The 16,994-nt window shown below is 67.5% G+C and carries 18 protein-coding genes and 2 pseudogenes; 11 read left to right on the top strand and 9 right to left on the bottom strand.

The window, feature by feature from the left end; translation table 11 throughout:
• Positions 1-303 precede the first annotated feature (303 nt).
• The gene (locus ACLML9_RS02235) at positions 304-2,238 is read left to right on the top strand and encodes an APC family permease (RefSeq protein ID WP_411943871.1); all 1,935 of its coding nucleotides are present in this window, start codon (positions 304-306) and stop codon (positions 2,236-2,238) included.
• Positions 2,239-2,527: 289 nt separating this feature from the next.
• Here ACLML9_RS02235 and ACLML9_RS02230 read toward each other — a convergent pair whose 3' ends face one another.
• From ACLML9_RS02230 to ACLML9_RS02210, 5 genes are all read right to left on the bottom strand, one after another.
• Entirely contained in the window at positions 2,528-3,289 is a 762-nt protein-coding gene (locus ACLML9_RS02230; protein WP_411943870.1) for an ABC transporter permease, read from the bottom strand.
• 9 nt (positions 3,290-3,298) lie between these two features.
• Complete coding sequence (locus ACLML9_RS02225) at positions 3,299-4,108, bottom strand: ABC transporter ATP-binding protein (RefSeq protein ID WP_411943869.1); 810 nt, start codon at positions 4,106-4,108, stop codon at positions 3,299-3,301.
• Positions 4,109-4,117: 9 nt separating this feature from the next.
• Entirely contained in the window at positions 4,118-4,450 is a 333-nt protein-coding gene (locus ACLML9_RS02220; RefSeq protein ID WP_411943868.1) for a DUF1048 domain-containing protein, read from the bottom strand.
• A gap of 29 nt (positions 4,451-4,479) precedes the next feature.
• Positions 4,480-4,812: a PadR family transcriptional regulator gene (locus ACLML9_RS02215; RefSeq protein ID WP_039822337.1), complete on the bottom strand. Its 333-nt coding sequence runs from the start codon at positions 4,810-4,812 to the stop codon at positions 4,480-4,482.
• Between the two features lie 498 nt (positions 4,813-5,310).
• Positions 5,311-5,454, bottom strand: a complete 144-nt coding sequence (locus ACLML9_RS02210) for a hypothetical protein (RefSeq protein WP_411943867.1) — start codon at positions 5,452-5,454, stop codon at positions 5,311-5,313.
• Between the two features lie 22 nt (positions 5,455-5,476).
• On the opposite strand from ACLML9_RS02210, the gene ACLML9_RS02205 reads away from it, so the two are divergent.
• Complete coding sequence (locus tag ACLML9_RS02205; protein WP_411943866.1) at positions 5,477-6,094, top strand: neutral/alkaline non-lysosomal ceramidase C-terminal domain-containing protein; 618 nt, start codon at positions 5,477-5,479, stop codon at positions 6,092-6,094.
• A 39-nt stretch (positions 6,095-6,133) separates the two neighbouring features.
• Here ACLML9_RS02205 and ACLML9_RS02200 read toward each other — a convergent pair whose 3' ends face one another.
• Positions 6,134-6,928, bottom strand: coding sequence for an SDR family NAD(P)-dependent oxidoreductase (locus ACLML9_RS02200; RefSeq protein WP_411943865.1), 795 nt, complete (start codon positions 6,926-6,928; stop codon positions 6,134-6,136).
• 117 nt (positions 6,929-7,045) lie between these two features.
• Here ACLML9_RS02200 and ACLML9_RS02195 point away from each other — a divergent pair, with 117 nt between their 5' ends.
• The 5 genes from ACLML9_RS02195 (at position 7,046) to ACLML9_RS02175 (ending at position 12,211) form a co-directional block, all read left to right on the top strand.
• A complete protein-coding gene (locus tag ACLML9_RS02195) occupies positions 7,046-8,029 on the top strand; it encodes an alpha/beta hydrolase (protein WP_411943864.1) in 984 nt (327 codons plus the stop codon).
• A gap of 1 nt (position 8,030) precedes the next feature.
• Positions 8,031-8,924 (top strand): SDR family NAD(P)-dependent oxidoreductase, encoded by an 894-nt coding sequence (locus ACLML9_RS02190; protein WP_411943863.1) that lies wholly within the window; start codon positions 8,031-8,033, stop codon positions 8,922-8,924.
• Between the two features lies 1 nt (position 8,925).
• Positions 8,926-9,849 carry a ferritin-like domain-containing protein gene (locus tag ACLML9_RS02185; RefSeq protein ID WP_411943862.1) on the top strand — a complete coding sequence of 308 codons (924 nt, stop codon included), beginning with the start codon at positions 8,926-8,928 and terminating at the stop codon, positions 9,847-9,849.
• A gap of 12 nt (positions 9,850-9,861) precedes the next feature.
• Positions 9,862-11,370, top strand: a complete 1,509-nt coding sequence (locus ACLML9_RS02180; RefSeq protein ID WP_411943861.1) for a flavin-containing monooxygenase — start codon at positions 9,862-9,864, stop codon at positions 11,368-11,370.
• Positions 11,371-11,437: 67 nt separating this feature from the next.
• Positions 11,438-12,211 (top strand): MerR family transcriptional regulator, encoded by a 774-nt coding sequence (locus tag ACLML9_RS02175; RefSeq protein ID WP_030519546.1) that lies wholly within the window; start codon positions 11,438-11,440, stop codon positions 12,209-12,211.
• Positions 12,212-12,226: 15 nt separating this feature from the next.
• Here ACLML9_RS02175 and ACLML9_RS02170 read toward each other — a convergent pair whose 3' ends face one another.
• Together ACLML9_RS02170 and ACLML9_RS02165 are read right to left on the bottom strand one after the other, a co-directional pair.
• Entirely contained in the window at positions 12,227-12,820 is a 594-nt protein-coding gene (locus ACLML9_RS02170) for a zinc-binding dehydrogenase (protein ID WP_411943860.1), read from the bottom strand.
• Positions 12,811-13,245: a hypothetical protein gene (locus tag ACLML9_RS02165; RefSeq protein WP_411943859.1), complete on the bottom strand. Its 435-nt coding sequence runs from the start codon at positions 13,243-13,245 to the stop codon at positions 12,811-12,813. The genes ACLML9_RS02170 and ACLML9_RS02165 overlap by 10 nt, the downstream gene beginning before the upstream one ends.
• A gap of 73 nt (positions 13,246-13,318) precedes the next feature.
• Between ACLML9_RS02165 and ACLML9_RS02160 the strand changes: the two are divergent.
• From ACLML9_RS02160 to ACLML9_RS02145, 4 genes and pseudogenes are all read left to right on the top strand, one after another.
• Positions 13,319-13,605 (top strand): annotated as a pseudogene (locus ACLML9_RS02160) (AMP-binding enzyme); the annotation flags it as partial.
• A 43-nt stretch (positions 13,606-13,648) separates the two neighbouring features.
• On the top strand, positions 13,649-14,272 hold the full coding sequence (locus ACLML9_RS02155) for a TetR/AcrR family transcriptional regulator (RefSeq protein WP_411943858.1): 624 nt from the start codon (positions 13,649-13,651) through the stop codon (positions 14,270-14,272).
• 71 nt (positions 14,273-14,343) lie between these two features.
• Positions 14,344-14,612: pseudogene (locus ACLML9_RS02150) on the top strand (EthD family reductase); the annotation flags it as partial.
• A gap of 682 nt (positions 14,613-15,294) precedes the next feature.
• Positions 15,295-15,744 carry a hypothetical protein gene (locus tag ACLML9_RS02145; protein WP_411943857.1) on the top strand — a complete coding sequence of 150 codons (450 nt, stop codon included), beginning with the start codon at positions 15,295-15,297 and terminating at the stop codon, positions 15,742-15,744.
• A 64-nt stretch (positions 15,745-15,808) separates the two neighbouring features.
• On the opposite strand, the gene ACLML9_RS02140 is transcribed toward ACLML9_RS02145, so the two are convergent.
• Positions 15,809-16,855: a YdcF family protein gene (locus ACLML9_RS02140; RefSeq protein ID WP_411943856.1), complete on the bottom strand. Its 1,047-nt coding sequence runs from the start codon at positions 16,853-16,855 to the stop codon at positions 15,809-15,811.
• Between the last annotated feature and the right edge of the window lie 139 nt (positions 16,856-16,994).

Genomic DNA, 16,994 nt, shown 5'->3' with positions numbered 1-16,994 from the left:
CTGCCCCGGCCTCGGCCAATGGCTGCCCGAGACGGCCGCGCCGCGCGTCGGCGGGTTTCAGCTGCCCGGCCGCCCCGGCGGAAGCGGTCGCCTCCGCCGGCCAGGACGGGCCGGACACCCGTTACGCCTCGTTCTCACCGCGCAGACACCGTGGCCCCGAGTCCGCGCCGGCGTAGCACAGCCGTCGCGCGGACAGGCCGCCCGTTCACCTGTCGCACCGACGCCCCGCCGGTGCGGCGGCCCCGGCGAAGTGGGGCCGATTGGACTCTACTGGCCGGTACCGCGCGGCCCTATGCTTCAGAAGTGGCCGTTCTCGGCGTCGTCAAGCGACTGCTGGTAGGGCCCGCGTTACGTACCGAACGCGAGCGGGGGCAACTGCTGCCCAAGTGGGTGGCCCTGCCGGTGTTCTGCTCCGATCCGATCTCCTCGGTGGCCTACGCCACCGAGCAGATCCTGCTGATAGTAGGTCTCGGCGGCGTCACCTACCTGGGGCTGGCCGCACCTGTTTCAGTGGCAGTGGGGGTACTGCTGGCTGTGGTCGTGCTCTCCTACCGGCAGACGTGCCACGCCTATCCCGGGGGCGGCGGGGCATTCGTGGTCAGCATGGACAACCTCGGAGAAAAGGCCGCGCTGACCGCTGCCGCCGCCCTGCTGGTCGACTACGTGATGACCGTGACCGTGTCCGTGGTGGCCGGGGTTCTCGCCATCACCTCACGATTTCCGGCTCTGCAGCCGTATGCCGTCGAACTCGCGGCCGGCGGTGTGCTCGTCCTGGCCGTGGGCAACCTCCGCGGGGTGAAGGAGAGCGGGAAGGCGTTCGCCGCGCCCACCTACGCATTCATCGCGCTGGTTTTCCTGCTGCTCGCCACCGCGGCCGTCCGGGATGTTCTCGGCCTCGGCATCCCGCTCGCGTCAGGGGCCGGTGAGCAACTGGTCGCACATGAAGCGACCGGCGGATACCTGACCCTGTTGTTGGCGCTGCGGGCATTCGCGTCGGGCTGCACCGCGCTCACCGGTGTCGAAGCGATCAGCAACGGCGTCCCCTCGTTCCGCCCGCCCCGAGCCCGCAACGCGGCCACCACCTTGACGATCATGGGTGTGCTGGCGATCGCCATGTTCACCGGACTCACCGTTCTGGCAGCGAAAATGCACGCCCGGGCCTATCCCGACGGTTTCCCGTCGGTGATCAGCCAGCTCGGTGCCGGAATCTGGGGATCGAATTCGATAGCGTTCCTGTTCTTCCAGCTCTCGACCGCGGCGATACTCATCCTGGCCGCCAATACCGCATTCAACGGGTTCCCCGTGCTGGCCTCGATCCTGGCGCGGAACCGCTACCTGCCACGGCAGCTGTACCACCGCGGTGACCGGCTCGTCTATTCCAACGGCGTGCTGCTGCTCGCGGGCTTCGCGGTCGTGTTGATCATCGGTTTCGACGCCAATATCGACAAGCTGATCCAGCTCTACATCGTCGGGGTGTTCACCTCGTTCACGCTGAGCCAGACCGGTATGGTCCGCCACTGGCAACGCCTTCTCGCACAGACCTCCGAGCCGGTGACCCGCACCCGCATGCGCCGGTCCCAACTGATCAACCTCACCGGCGCGGTGACCACCGGACTCGTCCTGAGCATCGTCATCCGCTACAAGTTCGTCGGCGGCGCCTACCTCGCCATCATCGCCATGGTGGTGCTGTACGCGATGATGAAGGCGATCAACGTCCACTACCGCCGGGTCGGGGAGACGATGTCGGTGCCCGAGCACGCCGAACTCGTCCAGCCCAGCCGCAACCATGCCATCGTGCTGGTCTCCCAGGTCAACCAACCCACCGTATTCGCCCTCGGCTACGCCGAGCTCATCCGTCCCGACCGGATCACCGCGCTGTCGGTCGCCATCGACGAACCCGAAGCCCGTCGGCTCCGCGACACATGGGAGCGGCAGCATTTCGACATCCCGTTGACGATCGTGGAGTCGCCCTACCGGGAGATCACCCGACCGATCCTCGGCTATATCCGCCGACTGCGCCGCGGTTATCCGCGCGATGTCGTGACCGTGGTGATCCCCGAGCACGTCGCCGGACACTGGTGGGAACAACTCCTGCACAACCAGAGCGCGCTGCGACTGAAGACCCGGCTGCATTTCGAACCCGGGGTCGTCGTCGCCAGCGTGCCCTACCGGCTACGGCCGTCCCTCGGCGCGGGCCCGGTGCCCCGCGCCCGGACGCACCGGATACCCGGGCAGTAGGGCGGGATACGAGCCGCAGCCGTACCGGTACCAGTCATGTTCCCGCGCCCCGGTCCGCTACCGGCGATGGTCCGATCGGCGCCGCCGGCCGTCCCGGCCGGTCTACTCCGCAACGCCACCCTGCACCTCTATGCCACCGATCTCGGAACCGGCGGCACACGACGGGCCGGCGAGGCCGGACCGACAGCGCGTCGGCCCGGCTCTCTTCGCAGTACAGCGGAACTCGGTCCCCGAACCGCCCCCGCGCTCATCGCGGCGCAGCGCCACGGACGATTTCGACGGACGCGGCTCAGGAGATCTTGCGGCGGTAGGTGTTCATGGCGAAGAGATAGGCGACGATCAGGATGCCGACGCACCAGCCGAGGGCGATCCAGATGTCCTTGCCGACCGGCTGCTCGGAGAACAGGGCGCGGATGGCGTCGATGATGGAGGTCACCGGCTGATTCTCGGCAAAAACACGAAGCGGGCCCGGCATGGTGTCGGTGGGCACGAACGCCGAGCTGATGAACGGCAGGAAGATCAGCGGATAGGAGAACGCGCTCGCGCCGTCCGGGGTCTTCGCGGACAGGCCGGGGATGACCGCGATCCAGGTCAGCGCCAGAGTGAACAGGACCAGTATCCCGGCCACCGAGAGCCACGACAGCACTCCGGCGCCGGAGCGGAAACCCATGAGCAGGGCGACGAGCACGACGACCACGACAGAGATCACGTTGGCGACCAGCGAGGTCAGTACATGCGCCCACAGCACCGACGACCGCGCGATCGGCATCGACTGGAATCGCTCGAAGATGCCACTCTTCATATCGAGAAACAGCCGGAACGCCGTGTAGGAGATACCCGATGCGATCGTGATGAGCAGGATGCCGGGTAGCAGATATCGGACATACGAATCCGATCCCGAGTCGATCGCGCCGCCGAAGACATAGACGAACAGCAGCATGAACGCGATCGGAATGATCGTGGTCGTGATGACGGTGTCCACGCTACGCGTGATATGCCGCAGGGATCGTCCCAGCAACAGGGTGGTGTCGGCGAAGAAATGCGTGGTCATCGTCGTTCCTTATCTCGTCCGAACCGCGCCGCGGTCATTGCCGGAAGTACCCTTGTCGTCATCGTCTCCGACGAGAGCGAAGAAGATGTCCTCGAGGCTCGGCTGCTTCTCGACATATTCGACTTCGGCAGGTGGAAGTAGCTGTTTGAGCTCGGCCAGGGTCCCGTTGACGATGATCCGGCCCCGGTGCAGGATTGCGATCCGGTCGGCGAGTTGTTCGGCCTCGTCCAGGTATTGCGTGGTGAGCAGCACCGTCGTGCCGTGCTCGGCGAGTTCTTTCACCGCGTCCCACACCTCGATGCGCGCCTGCGGGTCGAGCCCGGTCGTGGGCTCGTCGAGGAAGATCACCGGCGGGTTCCCGATGAGGCTCATGGCGATATCGAGGCGACGGCGCATTCCACCGGAATACGTAGAGACCTTCCGCGTGGCCGCGTCGGTCAGTGAGAAGCGCTCGAGCAGGTCGTCGGCGACGGTGTCCGCGTTCTTCAGGTGCCGCAATTTGGCGATCAGCACGAGATTCTCCCGCCCGCTGAGAATTTCGTCGACAGCGGCGAACTGTCCGGTGAGGCTGATGGACTCCCGCACGTGGCCCGGTTGCGTGGCGACGTCGAAGCCGTTGACGCCGGCCGTTCCCGCGTCGGCCGCGAGCAGGGTGGACAGGATCCGCACGATCGTGGTCTTGCCGGCGCCGTTCGAGCCGAGCAGCGCGAAGATACTGCCCCGTTCGACGTCGAAGTCCACGCCGCGCAGCACCTCCGCCTTGTTGTAGGACTTCTCCAGACCCTGCACGCGGATCGCCGGAACTTGCTGTGTCGTCATCGAAAGGCCCTACTTTCCTTCTGTGGCGGCGCGCTCGATGGCGCTGTTCAGCCGAGCCCGTTCCCGATTGAGCCAGGATTCCTCTTGGTAGTTGCGCGCGAAGGTCTCGATGAACCCCACCGGGTCGCCTCCGACGACCTCGCGGATGGGGATTTCATCGGCCGCGCTCTGCTCGAACAGATCGATGAGGTCGTCGAACATCGCAACGCCGCCGCCGCCCGTTCCGCCGTACATCAGGTACCGCTCGAAAGCCTCGACCGCGGTGCGATAATTCGGGGGTAGCTGCTTGGATCGCGTTTTGTACTGCCGCCACCGCTTCTTGTCGCCCAGGTCGCCGATCACCTTCGAGGCGAGATCCGATACGTCCATGGCTATTTGCCTCCCTTTACACGGAGCTGTTCGATACGTTCAGCGAGGAAGCTCCAGGTCCTCCAGAACTCGTCGAGATATTCCTGTCCTGCGGCGTTGAGGGAATACACCTTGCGCGGGGGTCCCTTCTCCGAGGGAACCTTTTCCACGTCCACGAATCCGCGCTTCTCGATCCTGACCAGCAGGGCGTAGACGGTGCCCTCGGCGATATCGGAGAAACCCTGCTCCCGCAGCCATGCGGTGATCTCGTAGCCGTACGCGGGACGACCGAGCAGAATCGCCAGCACAATGCCCTCCAGCGTTCCCTTGAGCATTTCGGTCTCCTGTTTGCCCATGAACACTCCTCAGCTACTCGGTGACACTGACTACTGCTAGATAGTAACACTGAGTAGTAGTTCCGCAAGCCCCTCGGCCGGCCCACGCGGCCGGCGGCCGAACCGGCCGAGAGGCGGGCATGTCCACACCCGTCGGCGCCACCCGGGCGATCGACTCCGGCACGACAACAGGCTGATCATAAGTAGACGTATACGTACAAGCCCGACGCTGAATATACGTATAGTTGCACGTATATGCAAGCAGCAGGTGATAAAGCAATTCGAGCCTCGCCCGCGGCATGTCGCGCCACCGCCCGGCTCTTCGTCACTGTGCCCGGACACCTGGTCGCACACGCCGACCATGGCCCGACGAGCGAGGGCACCGCGGTAGATGTCAGCAGTTGCGACCAGGACTGCGCGCACGGATTCGCACACCCTCGATGGCCTGCGCACACCGAGAACGGGGGCGTGGACACCCTGGCCGGATCACCAGGTGCGGTGCTGTCCGGCCAGGGGCGTCTACGCTGCCCCGCTCGTCGCCGCGTAGACCAGCAACGTCATCATCGGCGCGATGAATCCCAGCACACCGCCTATGAGGGCGTCCTTCCGATTGGTCGCGATACCACGATCGACGCGGTCCCAGCCGATGAAACCCGCTATCACAGCGGCCAACCCGGCCGGTGCCGTGAGAATCTCGCTCGCGAAAGGAACGAAGGCGACCGCGACCGCGAAGATACCGAGCAGCAGTGCGGCCGATCCGGCACCGTTACGGGCAGGCGGGGAGTCGTCCGGGTCCGGTGCCATATCCGCGAGCCTGGACTTCACGCGGCCGGCCACCGCGCTGGTCGCCGGCGCGGCCGTCGACCGGGGCCCGGCCCCGCGCGACCTCTCGCATCTGCAACCCGACTTCGTCCCCGCCCCCGGTCCCGATACCGCCCTGCCGGGACACGACTTCGGCGCGACACTCACCCCGCCGGCCGCGCACTACACCCGCGGCACCCGGGCCGAGGTGGAATTCGCCTCCGCCCACCCGAAACACAACCCCCGCCGCAACGGCACCTTCCTCGAGGTGCAGCGGCTGGTGGACGGGAGGTGGGTGCGGGTCGCGAACGAGGGCGAATGGGCCGTGCGCTTCCACTGGAGCACACGCGGCCCGGGGACCTCGGTGGCATCCTTCACCTGGGATATCCCCGCCGATGCCGCACCGGGATGTCATCGTTTCGTGCACTTCGCCGATCGGCTCACGCCCGGCGGCCGCCTGGAGCCGATCGTGGGGACCAGTACCGAATTCGACATCGCCTGATACCGCTCGACCGCCGCGGCACGCGATCGAGCGACCCGTTCAGGGCAGGATGGAATCGATGTAGCCGCCGTCCACACGGACCGCGCCCCCGGTCGTGGCGGAGGCCTGATCCGAGGCGAGGTAGACGACCATATTGCCGATCTCGGCGGGTTCGATCAGTCGCTGGATCAGCGAATGTGGGCGATGCTCCTGCATGAAGCGGTGCTGGGCCTCCTCCCAGGGCAGCTCGGAGCCGACCAGGTCGCGGACGAAATCCTCGACGCCGGGTGTATGGGTCGGACCCGCCATCACGGAATTGACGGTGACCCCGGTACCCGCCGCGGCTTTCGCATATCCGCGGGTGACGGCGAGCAGCGCGGTTTTCGTGGTGCCGTAGTGCACCATTTCGAGCGGGGTCACCACCGCCGAATCGCTGGCGATGTTCATGACGCGACCGAAACCCTGCTGCATCATGCCGGGCAGATACATCCGGATGAGCCGGATGGCGGACAGTACATTCACCTCGAAGTAGCGCCGCCAGTCGTCGTCGTCGATCTCGAGTACCGGTTTCGCCTCGAAGATTCCGAGATTGTTGACGAGGATGTCCACCTCGGGGACCTTCTCCCGCAGTATTCCGGCCCCCACCGCGGAGGACAGGTCGGCGGCGACAGCACGCACCGAGGCCCCGGGCACCTCCTCCAGAATGCGGGTGCGGGCCGCTTCGGTTTTATCCGGCCCGCGCCCGTTCACGATCACCGACGCACCGGCCCGCGCCAGTGCGGTGGCGATGGCCAGGCCGATGCCCTGGCTGGAACCCGTGACCAGTGCGTGCCGTCCGGACAGGTCGATATTCATCCCCTCATCGTGCCGCAAACCGCGCACCGCCCGGGCGTGCCACACGGTCTTTCCTTACCCAGGGGCGCCCATAATCCGCCATTGACAAATGGCACATTCGTCAATGATTCTGAACGCATGACTAGGTCGACGAGGACCTCACGCTCCGATGTGCCGTGGACGCCCTCCCTGCGTTCACGGCTCGCCGCCACCGCGGCGGAATACGGTCTGCGCCCGATCAACTGCGCGGTGCCGCTGAACCCACCGGGCGTACTGTTCGCCCGCACACTCATCGCGACGATCATGGAACTGGCCGGGCCGCCCCTGCGCGGAACAGCTGTCCAGGAGGTCCGGGCCGCCGGTGTCCGCGGCGAATGGGTGCGCGCCCCCGGCGTCCGGGCCGGTGGCCGGGCCGTCTACTACGTGCACGGCAGCGGATATGTGCTCTGCTCGGCCCGGACCCATCGCGGCCTGGCCTCCCGGCTGTCCCGCGACACCGGACTGCCCGTATTCGTCGTGGACTACCGGCTCGCCCCCGAACATCGCTTCCCGGCCGCCGCCGACGATATCGCCGCCGGTTTCGAGTGGCTGCTCGGACAAGGCTTCGCCGCGGACGACCTGGTGATCGCCGCCGACTCCGCAGGCGGGCACCTCACCCTCGACCTCCTCCTGGAGAACGCCGCCCGGGGTGCGGCACAGCCGGCCGCCGTCGCCCTGTTCTCCCCCCTGATCGATCTCACCTTCGCCCTGGCGACCGCCCAGGAGCGACGGCGGCGCGATCCGGTGATCTCGGCCCGGGCCGCCCGCCGGCTCCCCCGGGTCTACACCAGCGGGCACCCCGACGACACCCCGCGGCTGCGGCTCACCGTCGCGGCCGGTACCGCGCTGCCGCCGATGCTGGTCCAGGCCGGCGGCGCCGAGATGCTCAGCGCCGACGCCCGGCACCTGCACACGATGGTGCGGACCGCGGGCGGTGACTGCACGCTCGAGATCTGGCCGGGCCAGGTGCATGTGTTCCAGGCACTGCCGCGCCTGGCTCCCGAGGCCGACGCCGCCCTGGGCCGGGCCGCCGAATTCCTGTGCGCGGCATTCACGGTCGGCACCCCACGGAAAGTGAGCTGAGATGCCAGCCCTGCGCAACCTCCTGCCGTTCGGCGGATCGGGCCGCACTCACGGCGCCCGCGCGGTGGTCACCGGCGCCGGGAGCGGAATCGGCCGCGCCCTTGCCCGCGAACTGGCCGCCCGGGGCGGACAGATCGTCTGCGCCGATATCGACGAGAGCCGCGCCGCGGAAACGGTGGCCCTCATCGAACGCGAACACCCCGGCGCCGCCCACGCGTTCCGCTGCGATGTCGCCCGCCGGGAGGACGTGGAAATCCTTGCCCGGTTCGCCGACTCGGTATTCGACGGTCCGGTCTCGCTGGTGGTCAATAACGCCGGTGTCGGAATCGGGGGGAAACCGGTCGGCGAGATCGGATTCGGCGACTGGGAGTGGGCGCTCGGTATCAACCTGTGGGGCGTGGTGCACGGATGCGAGATCTTCGCACCCCGGCTGCGGGCCACCGGCCGCGGCGGCATCATCAATGTGGCCTCGGCCGCCGGTTTCGCGGCCGCGCCCTCGATGGCGGTCTACAACACGTCCAAGGCCGGCGTGCTCGCCCTGTCGGAGACGATGGCCGCGGAGTTCAGCGGCACGGATATCGCGGTCACCGTACTCTGCCCCACCTTCGTCCGGACCGATGTCGCCCGGGACGGGCGCATCACCTCGGGTTCGCGCGCTCTCGCCGACACCCTCATGCGCTGGACCGGCTTCTCCCCCGAGCGCGTCGCCCGCATCACCCTCGACGCGCACGACCGCGGCCGGCTGCATGTCCTCCCCCAGCCCGACGCCCAGCTGATCTGGCTGCTCAAACGCGCTTTTCCCGGACCGTACACCACCGTGGCGGGCCTGCTCGAGCGGCTGCTGCCGCAGGACGCGCCCACCACGCCGACCACCACCCAGAGAACAGGAGTCTGATATGGCGACCATGGACTTCCAGGACATGCTCGGCAAGATCAAGGAGCGCCAGTGGGCACTGGCCGATATCGATTGGGGCGCGCCGGGCGCCGAGACGATCACCCCCGAACAGCACGCGCGCCTGAAACCGTTCATGTCGGACCTGATGTGGATCGAGAACGTGGGGGCACGCGGATTCGCCGCCATGGCCAAGAAGGCCCCCGATGAGACCTTGCGGGAGATCTACCGTTATTTCCACGCCGAGGAGCAGAAGCACGCCAATGCCGAACTGGCGTTGATGCGGCGCTGGGGCATGCTCGAGGGTGACGAGATCCCGCAGCCGAATATCAATGTCAAACTGGTGATCGACTTCCTGGACAAATACGCCGACGACATGTCGCTGTCGTTCCTGGGGACCGTGATCCCGATGCTCGAGGTGGCGCTGGACGGCGCACTCGTCAAATTCATCATGGACGAGATCGAGGACCCGGTGTGCCAGGAGGCGTTCCGGCGGATCAATGCCGACGAATCCCGGCATCTGGCAGTCGATTTCGCGGTGATGGATGTGCTGGGCCACGCCGAGATGCGCACACTGCTCATCGAACTGGTCGGCGGCTGGGTGAAACCGACCTTCCTGATCGGCGTATTGAGTTATATGCCGCTGCTGAACAAGATGCGCGACAACATCGTCGCGATGGGAGTGGATGAGAAGAAGCTGTACTCGGCGCTCGAGCGCTACCGGAAGGTGGGCGAGCGCAGCGAGTTCGCGCGCCGGCTGCCGATGTACCAGATCGTGAAGAGGCACGGTGACTGGGTCGTCGACCGGCGGCACCCGTATCACCTGCTCGCGGACACCCTGGTGAAGGTCACCGGGGCCATTCCGCGACGGCTGCTGCGTAAGGACCCGAGCTGGTCGAAGGAAATCACCTACACCCCCGCCGCGTGACGAGGACAAACCATGACCACGACCAGCACAGCTCCGCTCGATGTCGCCGTGATCGGGGCGGGATTCGCCGGAATCGGCGCGGCCATCCGGCTCCGGGATCGCGGTATCACGAATTTCGCGGTGTTCGAACGCGGTGACGCCATCGGCGGAACCTGGCGGGACAACACCTACCCCGGCGCGGCCTGCGATATTCCCTCCCGGCTCTACTCCTACAGTTTCGCGCCCAATCCGGACTGGTCGCACACCTATTCCGGAAGCGGTGAGATCCTGGGCTATATCGACGCGATGGTGGCGAAATCCGGTATCGCGCCGCATATCCGGTTGCGGCACAACGTCACCGGAATGGAATTCGACGAGTCCACCGGGACCTGGGAGATCTCGATCGAGGGCTCCGGGGAAGTCCGCGCCCGCGCGGTGGTGCTGGCGTCCGGACCGCTGACCGAACCGGGCTACCCCGATATCCCGGGTATCGACTCCTTCGCCGGCCATACGATCCACAGTGCCCGCTGGGACCACAACTACGATTTCGCCGGGAAACGGGTCGCGGTCATCGGCACCGGAGCCAGTGCGGTGCAGATCATTCCGGAACTGGTGGAGCGGGCCGGTTCGGTGAAGGTTTTCCAGCGCACCCCCGGCTGGGTCCTGCCCCGGGTGAACCGGCGCACCGGCGCCCTCGCCAAAGAGCTCTACCGGCACGTTCCCGGCGCGCAGACCCTCGCGCGGCAGGCGTGGTTCTACGGGCACGAATCGGTGGCGCTCGGCGTCGTCTGGAACACCCCGCTGACCCGGGTGGTCGAACTGGCCGGCCGGGCGCAATTGCGGCGGCAGGTCGCCGACCCGTGGCTGCGCCGGCAGCTCACACCCGATTTCCGGGCGGGCTGCAAACGACTGCTCATGACCGACGACTACTACCCGGCGCTGCAACGGGAGAACTGCAAACTGATCACCTGGCCGATCGCCCGGATCGCGCCGGACGGTATCCGCACCGCCGAGGGGATCGAGCATCGCGCCGACTGCATCGTGTTCGCCACCGGATTCGAGGTCTCCAGAACGGGGACGCCGATCCCGATCACCGGTCGCGACGGCCGGGTGCTCGCCGACGAATGGCGGCGCGGCGCGTTCGCGTACCGCAGTGTCGCGGTCTCGGGATATCCGAACCTGTTCCTGACCTTCGGGCCCAATTCCGGCCCGGGACACAACTCGGCCCTGGTGTACATGGAAGCGCAGATCGACTACCTGGTACAGGCGATCGGCCTGATCCTCGACCGTGATCTCCGGATGCTCGAGGTGCGCCCCGAGCGCCAAGAGCGTTATAACGCGGCGATCCAACGCAGGCTCGGTGCGACCACCTGGAACTCGGGCTGCCGCAGCTGGTACCTGACCGAGGACGGGTTCAACGCGACCATGTACCCGGGGTTCGCCACCCAGTACCGCAACCAGTTGCGCGAGGTCGATCTCGACGACTACACGGTGGTGGCGGCCGAGCCGCGGAGCGCGCCGACGGTGGCATCGGTCTCATAGCCGGCGGCTAGACTCGGATTCCCGAGCCGGAGTCACCGGCGCAGGCGGGCGAGGGAGGTGCGGATTCATGGCGCGATACCGGATCGACGATCTCGCCCGCGCCGCGGGCACCACCTCCCGCAATGTCCGCGCCTATCAGGAACGCGGACTGCTGCCGCCCCCGGCCGACCGCGACGGCCGGGCCAGTATCTACGACGATTCCCATCTCGAGCGGCTCCGCCTCATCGACGCGCTGCTGCAGCGCGGTTTCACCACCGCGCATATCGCCGATTTCATCACCAGCTGGGAAACCGGTAAGGACCTCACCGAGGTGCTGGGTCTGCAGCACGCCGTCACCGCGAACTGGTCGGAGGAGGAGACCTTCGAGGTCCCCCGGGAGCTGCTCGCCACCATCCTCGGCGAGCAGACCGACGAACTGGTGGCGCAGCTGGGCCGGATGGGTCTGGTCCGGGTGGACGGCGAGACGGTGGTGATCACCGATACCCAGCTGCTCACCTCATTCACCGAACTCCACGAGTACGGGGTGGAGCTGGGCACGCTGATCTCGGTGTACGCCGAGGTCGCGACGCGGATCGACGATATCAGCGAGTTGCTCATCAACGCGGCGAAGAAACATATCGTCGACGAGCACGGGCCCGGCTGGCTACCGGATTCCAACGACGAGATCGCCGCCACCACCCGCATGCTCAATACGATGCGCGAACTCGGTGTCGCCGCGGTGCACACCAGTCTGGCCCGGTCGCTCGACACCACCCTGCGCCGCGAACTCGGCGACTATCTCGCCACGGCGGCCGAACGAGAACGGGAACGGAATATGGGCCGCGCCCAGCGCGACCGCTGAGCATTACGGCACTTCTCAGGCCAGATGGCACAATGTTTTGCCGGTCGTCGCGCCCGACAGCATCGCCACCAGGGCGGCCGCCGCCTGCTCGATCCCCTCGAACACCGATTCCCGGTGGACCAGTCGTCCGGCCGCGAGATGCGCACCGACCTCGGCGCGCATCGGCGCCTCGAGGTGGTTGAAGGATCCGGCCCGGAAACCCCGCATGCGCAGACCTCTCGCCACCATGGTGAACAGGTTCGGCGGCCCGGCCGGGGCGGCGCCGTCGTCACCGGACACCGCACCGCACAACGCGATCCGGCCCTGTGGGCACAGGGCGTCCAGCGCCGCGGTCAGATGGTCACCACCGGCATTGTCGAAATACGCGTCGATTCCGCTGGGCGCGAGCGCGGCCAGCGATTCCGCCAGGGCGGGTTCGCGGTAGTCGAAGGCCGCGATGCCGAGTTCGTCACGCAGGTAGGCGACTTTATCCGGGCTGCCCGCCGACCCGAGCACCGTGGCGCCGCGCAATACGGCGAGTTGGGCGGCGAGCGAGCCGACCGCACCGGCGGCCGACGACACCCACAGCGTGTCCGCCGCGGTCAGCTCGAGGATCTCGATCAGCCCCACATACGCGGTGAGTCCGGCGCTGCCCAGCGGCCCGAGGAACCATTGCGGCGGCAGGCCCCGGCTTCGATCCGGGTGGGCGCGCCGTAGCCGCCGATGGTCTGCGCCCCGGCACCCACCAGCGCGTATTCACGGTAGCCGAGGGTGTGGGAGACCAGATCGCCCACGGCGTAGTCCGGATGACGGGTCTCGGCGACCATGCCGAGCGCGAGACCGCTGAGACCTTCACCCGGCCGCAGCGGCGGCAGGTACCCATCGGGTGTGGTCTCCGCCGGCCGGATGCGGATGGACGGATCGATCGACAGCCAGGTGTTGCGCACCAGTATCTCGCCCGCACCGGGTTCGGGAACGGGTTCCTCGATCAGGTCGAGATCGGTGACGCTCAGCTTTCCGGCCGGGCGCCGGGACAGGCAGAGCCGGCGATTCATCGGTGATCCTCCTTGTCGGACGGGCCCGCACCGCTCAGCGTGCGAAGGCGACCTCGGGTGTCCGGGCGATGAGCAGGCGGCGATCGCGGCGCTACCGGGCGTGGTGCAGGTGTGCGTCGTGCCCGTCCCCGACGATCTCCTCGGCGAACGCGCGGCGGCCCTGGTCGTCACCGATACCGCTGAGCTGACTCTGCCGACGGTCACCGCGCAGCTCGCCGCCGCGGATTTCCCCAAATTCAAATGGACCGAATACCTGTTCACCGTCGCCGACCTCCCGCAGAATCGGGTCGGGAAATTATCCCGGCCGGGGACGCGGTCCGACTCGCCGCAGCCGACTCGAGTTCATATCGGGTGGGGTAGAGTTGAAGCATCCACATCGTCGAATCCTGGGGGCACTTCACTCATGACCGTTGATACCGGAACTCGGCGGGAGAGCCCGCGTTCCAAGCGCGGCAGCATCCTGACCGCGGCCATCGAGCAATTCGGACGAATCGGTTACGAGCATACGAAATGGGCCTCCATCGCCGACGAAGTCGGAATCGGCCAGACGGCGCTGTACCACTATTTCGAATCGAAAGCGCACTGCCTGCTGACCATCATGCGGCTGGAATTGGCCGATTCCGCGGATCGTTTCGTCGCGGCCATCGAGGGTGAGGAAAATCCGGAAATGGCATTGCGCGCGGCGGTGGCCGCGGCATTGCGCGCCGAGCCCATCGACGCGTTGCAGCGACGCATCCTGCAGAACCATATGGATCTGCTCGCCGCCCCCCGGCAGTCCGAGAAAGAGGAAGCCGAACGGCTCCGCTCACGCGAACTGGTCCAGGAGATCGAACAGAACTGGACCGACCTGATCGCCCGCGGTGTTGAGACCGGCGATTTCGCCGGTGACGATCCGCGGATACTGGGCCGGCTCGTACTCGCCGCGGTGATCAGCGTCTGGCGCTGGTACCGCCCGGACGGCGCGCTCACCCTCGCCGCGATCACCGAAACGGTCACCGAGACCGCGGTGCGCATGGTGCGCGCGTAATCACCCTCCGCCGGGGGTGCGCACTGTCGTGCGCCCTACGAAACTGAACAGAATTCAGTTAGGATGCGGTCATGTACAACCTCATGGTTCTGGCGGCACGCCCGAGCGATTGGACCCACGACCAGTTCATCGAGTGGTGGCGCGGCGAACACCGCCGCGGGTCACCTACCCCCTGCCCGGCCTGCTGCGCTGGCAGCACACCGAACTGCTCGACAGCTTCGACGAGCGGTCCGCCGGATGGGATGGGCTGTCCATTCTGAGCTTCGAATCCCGGGAGGTGCTCGACGCCGCGCTGGCCGGTCCGGAGTGGAAAGCGGCCGTCCGCCATGTCGGCGCCATGGTTCAGCACATCGGGCCCGGCTGGGAGGCACATTTCGCCATCGATCATCTCGGCCACTTCGCGCTGATCACCGCACTGCGGCCCGCATTCGCCCCGACCGGCGCGCGGGTGGTCTCGGTATCGTCGTCCGGGCATTTCCTCTCCGGTATCCGCTGGGAGGACGCGCCTTTCCGGCACGACTACGCTCACTGGGCCGCGTACGGACAGTCCAAAACCGCCAACGCACTGTTCGCTGTGCACCTCGACGAGCTCGGCGCAACCGATGGACTGCACGCCTTCGCGGTACACCCGGGCAGTATTCTCACACCGCTGCAGCGGCGTATTCCCAGGTCCGAGCAGCTCGCCCAGGGCCGGCTCACCGACGACGGCCGTATCGCCCCGGGTTTCAAGACCCCCGCCCAGGGAGCGGCCACCGCGGTGCGGGCCGCCACCTCACCGTTGTTACCCGGCCACGGCGGCGCGTACTGCCAGGACTGCGATATCGCCGAAGCGGCCCGCGGCGACGATATGCTCGTCGGCGGCGTCAAGCCGTGGGCAACCGACCGGGGCGCCGCGGCCCGGCTGCGGACGCTGTGGGTCGAACTCACCGTGGTGGACGGGTTCGCCGCCTCCCCGGCCCGGTACCGATGAGACCGGGTGCGGGTGCCGGTCGCATGCGCCCCTGGCCGGTACTGTGCCGAATATGACCGAACCAAGTGGACTACCCGATACCGCCGAACCGTTGGATGCGCGGTCGGAGGTCGAACGGGTCCACTCGCTGCTGGCCACCTGGCTCGGTACACCCGCGTCTCCCCAGGTGCTGGACGGATTCGCCGCCGCTCAGCACGACGATTTCTCGATGGTGACGGTCGCGGGCGCGGTAGTGCGGAAAACCGAACTGCTCGCGGGCCTGCACCGGGCCCGCAACAGTCGCCCGGGTCTGGTCATCGAGGTATCGGATATCGAGACAGTCTGCGCCTCGGCCGATCTCACCGTGGTGCGCTTCGTGGAAGAGCATCGCGACGGCGACACCAGCGAGTATCGGCGGACGAGCGCAGTACTGCGCGCCGACCCGGACGAGAACCGGTACCGCTGGCTGACCGTTCACGAAACCCCGCTCGGACCGGACGAGATCCAGCGTTCCCTCACCTGACCGGGGCCCGGCCCGGGTGCGCCCGGCTTCCGGGGCCTCGACCGGCAGCCGGACAGCCGGGAACTCACATGGACAAGTAGGCGTCGATTCCGGCGGCGGCGAGGGCGACAACCGTGACGGCGGCGACCGCCAGGTGGGTGCGGCGATAGTGGGTGGTCAGGACGGCCGCGAACTCGCGCAGGAAAGCGGCGGGGATGAAGTAACGCGCGGTGCGGGCACCGACGACCTGGGCCCGGATGCCGAGACGTCGGGTCAGCGCCGCGGCGCGCAGGACATGGAAGTTACTGGTGACGACCGTGACCCGGGCGTCCGCGGCGTCGAGCCCGTACCGGTGGAGCAGGTCCGCGGTATTGCGCAGGTTCTCCTCGGTATTGCGTGAGCAGCGTTCCCGGAGGATCGACGTCTCGGCGACACCGGCGTCGACGAGATAGGCCGCCATCGCGTCGGCCTCACTGAGTGCCTCGTCGCTGCCCTTCCCCCCGGAGGTGACGAGGACCGGCCTGCGCCCGAGCGCTGTTTCGGCGCGATAGACCTGGAGTGCTCGGTTCAGGCGGGCCGCGAGCAGGGGCGTGACGCGGTTCCGGTTCAGGCCGCAGCCCAGGACCACCACGGCGTCCGCGCCTGTCCCGTCCGGGAGTTTGCCGTACAGCACGGCATGCCCGGCGAAGGCGAGCAGATGCGCCAGCAGGTAGATACCCACCAGAGTGGCCGTGGCGGCGATGAGCATCAGCCAGTGCGGTACGGCGGGTCCGCGTCGTAGGGCGAGCAACGCCGCGAGGGGGAGCACGAGCAGACCGAGGCCCACCACCACCGGGGCCATGGTGATCGGCCGCACCCCTTCGCGCCGGGCGACGGTGATGCCGTTCGTGAGCAGCCCGAGTCCCACCACGATCACACCCAGCGAGAACAGCGCGCCCAGGAGCACCGAAACCGATTCCGGGCCGGACGGATCGGCCAGCCGCGCGGCCGCGGCTCCCGCACCGGCGAGGACCAGCGCGACCGCCGCGAGCAGGAAGAATCCCGTGGACAACCGGCGCGGCTCCCGGCCGAGCCGGGTGGCGCCGAACACCCCGGCCGCCCACCCCGCCATGAGCAATACCGCAGGATCCACTCTCTCTCCTTCTCCACCGTTACGGTCGAACTGCCGCTACACCGGCCGGATACCCGAAAAATTGCCCGTCGTTCGCCTCGGCGCGGAGTAGGAAGGCCCTCTGCGGATATGGGTCGTCCCGAGACGCTCGCCCGGGTGA

Origin of the sequence: Nocardia sp. NPDC002869 (genome assembly GCF_046764065.1) — a bacterium.
Taxonomy (GTDB): domain Bacteria; phylum Actinomycetota; class Actinomycetes; order Mycobacteriales; family Mycobacteriaceae; genus Nocardia; species Nocardia rhamnosiphila.
The sequence above is the reverse complement of the archived record's forward strand: the minus strand, read 5'-3'. Positions and strand labels throughout refer to the sequence as shown.